Origin of the sequence: Microbacterium sp., from assembly GCF_031178525.1 — a bacterium.
Lineage (GTDB): Bacteria > Actinomycetota > Actinomycetes > Actinomycetales > Microbacteriaceae > Microbacterium.
Genome location: NZ_JAPSJA010000224.1, coordinates 1 through 3,833 on the forward strand (window position 1 = coordinate 1; position 3,833 = coordinate 3,833).

Below are 3,833 nucleotides of genomic sequence, written 5' to 3' on the forward strand. Positions count from 1 at the left end.
GTCGGACGCTCGCTCACGGGCGCATCCGCATTCGTCTGAACACCACTCCGGGAGGAACACATGCCCACCACCGCCACCTTCGATGAGCTCACCTCGCTCGCCGGCCGCGACCTCGGCTGGACCGAGTGGGCGCAGATCGCCCAGGACCGGGTGAACACGTTCGCCGACGCGGTCGACGACCACCAGTGGATTCACACGGATCCCGAGCGCGCGAAGGACGGGCCCTTCGGCGGCGCGATCGCGCACGGCTTCCTGACGCTCTCGCTCGCCACGCGGTTCTGGAGCGAGCTGCTGGAGACCGAGGGCGTGACGACCAAGGTGAACTACGGCCTCGACAAGGTGCGCTTCATCTCGCCGGTTCCCGTCGGCTCGCGGGTCCGCATGAACGCCGTGATCGCGGAGGTCGAGGAGGTCAAGGGCGGCGGCGTGCAGTTCACCGTCGACCAGACGTTCGAGATCGAGGGATCCGAGCGTCCTGCGGTCGTCGCCCGAGGGCTGTACCGCTTCTACCGCTGACCACGCGGCCGTCCTCCGGTCCGCCTCAACGACGAGGAACCACATGACCTACCCGGGAATCGGATCCTGGCCATCCATCCGCCGCCTGCGCACGCCGGAGAAGACGGCACTCGTCTTCGGCGAGACCCGCTTCACGTATCGCGAGTTCGCCGACGCCACCGACCGGATCGCATCCATGCTCACGGTGATGGGCGTGGGCAAGGGCGACGCCGTGGCGTACATCGGGGAGAACAGCCCGGCGTTCCTGCAGACGCTGTTCGGCGCGACGCGGATCGGCGCGGTGTTCGTGCCGGTCAACACGCGCCTCGCGCCGCCCGAGGTGACGCACGTGCTCACCGACAGCGGCGCCCGCGTGCTGATCTACGACACCGAGCTGTACGAGAAGGTCGCCCCGGGCATCGAGGCGGCGGGCGTGCCGCACGTCATCCCGACCGGTGAGGGCGACGAGGCCGATCCCGGTCTCGACCGGCTCGCCGCGCTCGCGACCGACGCACCCGCGCCCGTGAACGTGTCGCCCGACGACGCGGCGGTGTACATGTACACGTCGGGGACGACGGGGCGCTCGAAGGGCGCGGTGCTCACGCACGAGAACCTCACGTTCGTCGCGCTGAACTGCGTGCTCGACTACGACCTGCTCTCGAACGAGGTCGCGCTGCTGATCTCGCCCCTGTTCCACGCCGCGGCGCTCGGCATGGGCGCCCTTCCGATCGTGCTCAAGGGCGCCACGATCGTGCTCGAGAAGGGGTTCGAACCCGGCCGTGCGCTCGCGCTGATCCAGCGGCACGGCATCACGATGCTCAGCGGCGTTCCCACCACGTACCAGCTCATGGCCGACCATCCCGACTGGGGGAAGACCGACCTGTCGTCGCTGCGCCGGCTGACGTGCGGCGGATCGGCGGTCCCCACGCGGATCCTGGACGTGTACGAGGAGCGCGGACTGCACTTCACGCAGGGGTACGGCATGACCGAGACGTCGCCCGGCCACACCGCGCTGCCCGCCGGCCGTACGCGCGAGAAGCAGGGCAGCGTCGGCCTGCCGCACTTCTTCTCGAGCGTGCGCATCGCCGGTGAGGACGGTGCGCTGCTGCCGCCCAGCGAGGTGGGCGAGATCGAGGTGCTCGGCCCGAACGTGTTCCCCGGGTATCTGCACCTGCCCGAGGCGAACGCGCAGTCGTTCCGCCCCGACGGCTGGTTCCGCACGGGCGACATGGGATACCTCGACGAGGACGGCTACCTGTTCATCTCCGATCGGCTGAAGGACATGATCATCTCGGGCGGTGAGAACATCTACCCCGCCGAGGTCGAGAACCACCTGTTCGACATCGACGGCGTCACCGGCGCCGCCGTGATCGGCGTGCCCGACGAGAAGTGGGGCGAGGTCGGATGGGCGATCCTGACCGTGCGCGACGGCGCCGAGGTCACGACCCAGCACGTGCAGGAGCGCCTCACGGGCCGGATCGCGCGCTACAAGATCCCCAAGAACGTCGTGATCGTCGACGAGCTGCCGCGCACCGCATCCGGCAAGGTCCGGAAGGCGGACCTGCGCGCCCGCTTCGCCGGACGCCCCGAGATCGTGCACCCTACCGGGACCGCCATCCCCTGGCAGACGGAGACGATCCGCACGGCATCGAAGGGCCGCTGACCAGACGCGGCCCCCTTCCAGCTCGCCCGCAACGGTGCGGGTGTGAACCCTCGATGAGGAGGAGTCATGAAGAGAAGGAACAGGGCGTCCATCGCCCTGGCGGCTGCGGCCGCACTGCTGCTGGCGACGCCGCTGGCGGCTGTGGCGCACGGCGGGCACGGGAATCCTGACCGCGCCAGGCCGGGCACCCTGCGCGAATGCGAGGCCCTCGAGGGGTTCGCGTTCGAGCAGACGACGATCACGGTCGTCCGGCGGGTGCCCGCCGGTGAGGTGATGAACGCGGGCGCACCCGTCGGTGAGCACTGCCTCGTGCAGGGACGCATGAACGAGCGCACGAGCCCGGTCGACGGGCAGGACTACGCGATCGGCTTCGAGATGCGCCTGCCGCTGAGGTGGGCGGGCCGCTTCCTCCACCAGGGCAACGGCGGCATGGACGGCAACGTCGTGCCCGCGCTGGGTTCGATCACGGGCGGTCAGCTTCGCAACGGCCTGCAACAGGGCTTCGCAGTGCTGAGCTCGGACGCCGGGCACAACGCCGCACAGAACCCGTTGTTCGGCCTGGACCCGCAGGCCCGGCTGGACTACGGATACCAGGCCGTGGGCTCGCTCACGCCGATGGCCAAGGCGCTCGTCGCGGCGGCCTACGGCCGCGGGCCCGACACGTCGTACTTCGCCGGCGGATCGAACGGCGGTCGCCACGCGATGGTCGCCGCTGCGCGTTACGCGGACGAATACGACGGCTTCCTCGCGGTCGCCCCCGGCTTCAACCTGCCGCAGGCCGCGGTGTCCCAGCTGTGGGGTGCGCAGCTGTGGAACACGGTCGCGACGACGCCCGGCGACCTCAGGACCGCGTTCACACCCGCCGAACGGCAGACGGTCGCGACGGCCATCCTGGAGCGCTGTGACGGGCTCGACCGCCTCGTCGACGGGCAGGTGCTGGACAGCGAGCGTTGCCAGAAGAGCTTCGACGTCGACCGCCACGTGCCGACCTGCGACGCCGAACGAGACGAATCCTGCCTGACGCGCACGCAGAAGAACGTGCTGGAGACCGTGTTCGCAGGCGCGAGAACGAGCACGGGCAAGCGCATCTACGCGTCCTTCCCGTTCGACACGGGCATCACGAACAGCGACTGGGGCGGCTGGGAGCTCGAGCGCAGCGTGCTGCTGGATCCGATGGCGGTCGGGTTCGTCTTCTCTCCGCAGCCGGAGAGCCCCGCGATCCTGTCCGACCTGCCGGGGTACGCGCTCTCGGCCGATATCGACCAGAAGGCGCGCGACATCTACCGGCGCGGGATCGCGGGCGAGAGCGCGATGCAGTTCATGACGCCGCCCGCGCCGACCGAGCTCGACGAGCTGCGCGACAACGACGGCAGGATGATCGTCGTGCACGGTGCGTCCGACGCGGTCTTCAGCGCCGATGACACGGCGCGCTGGTTCGACGAGCTCGACCGCAGGAACCGGAACAAAGCCGAGCGGTTCGCGCGGTACTTCGAGGTGCCGGGCATGGGCCACGTGCGCGGGGGTGCCGCGACCGACCAGTTCGACGGCCTCGGTGCGATCGTGTCGTGGGTCGAGCAGGGCAAGGCCCCCGACCGGCTCGTCGCGTCCGCACGCGGCGCCGGCAACCCCGGTGGCGTGAACCCCGAGGTGCCCGCGTCCTGGTCGCCGGATCGCA

General features: G+C 70.1%; 3 protein-coding genes. All 3 read left to right on the forward strand.

Translation table 11 applies throughout. From position 1 onward, the window contains the following. Window positions 1–60 precede the first annotated feature (60 nt). Complete coding sequence (locus RIF89_RS11980; RefSeq protein ID WP_309069335.1) at window positions 61–516, forward strand: MaoC family dehydratase; 456 nt, start codon at window positions 61–63, stop codon at window positions 514–516. Between the two features lie 43 nt (window positions 517–559). After that, window positions 560–2,158 (forward strand): long-chain fatty acid--CoA ligase, encoded by a 1,599-nt coding sequence (locus RIF89_RS11985; protein WP_309069336.1) that lies wholly within the window; start codon window positions 560–562, stop codon window positions 2,156–2,158. A gap of 66 nt (window positions 2,159–2,224) precedes the next feature. Further along, window positions 2,225–3,833: tannase/feruloyl esterase family alpha/beta hydrolase (locus tag RIF89_RS11990; protein ID WP_309069337.1), on the forward strand; the 1,609-nt coding region annotated here is incomplete at its 3' end.

Coding starts and splice junctions, on each gene's coding strand:
- RIF89_RS11980 (WP_309069335.1), top strand. CDS start 61: ATGCCCACCACCGCCACCTTCGATGAGCTCACCTCGCTCGCCGGCCGC.
- RIF89_RS11985 (WP_309069336.1), top strand. CDS start 560: ATGACCTACCCGGGAATCGGATCCTGGCCATCCATCCGCCGCCTGCGC.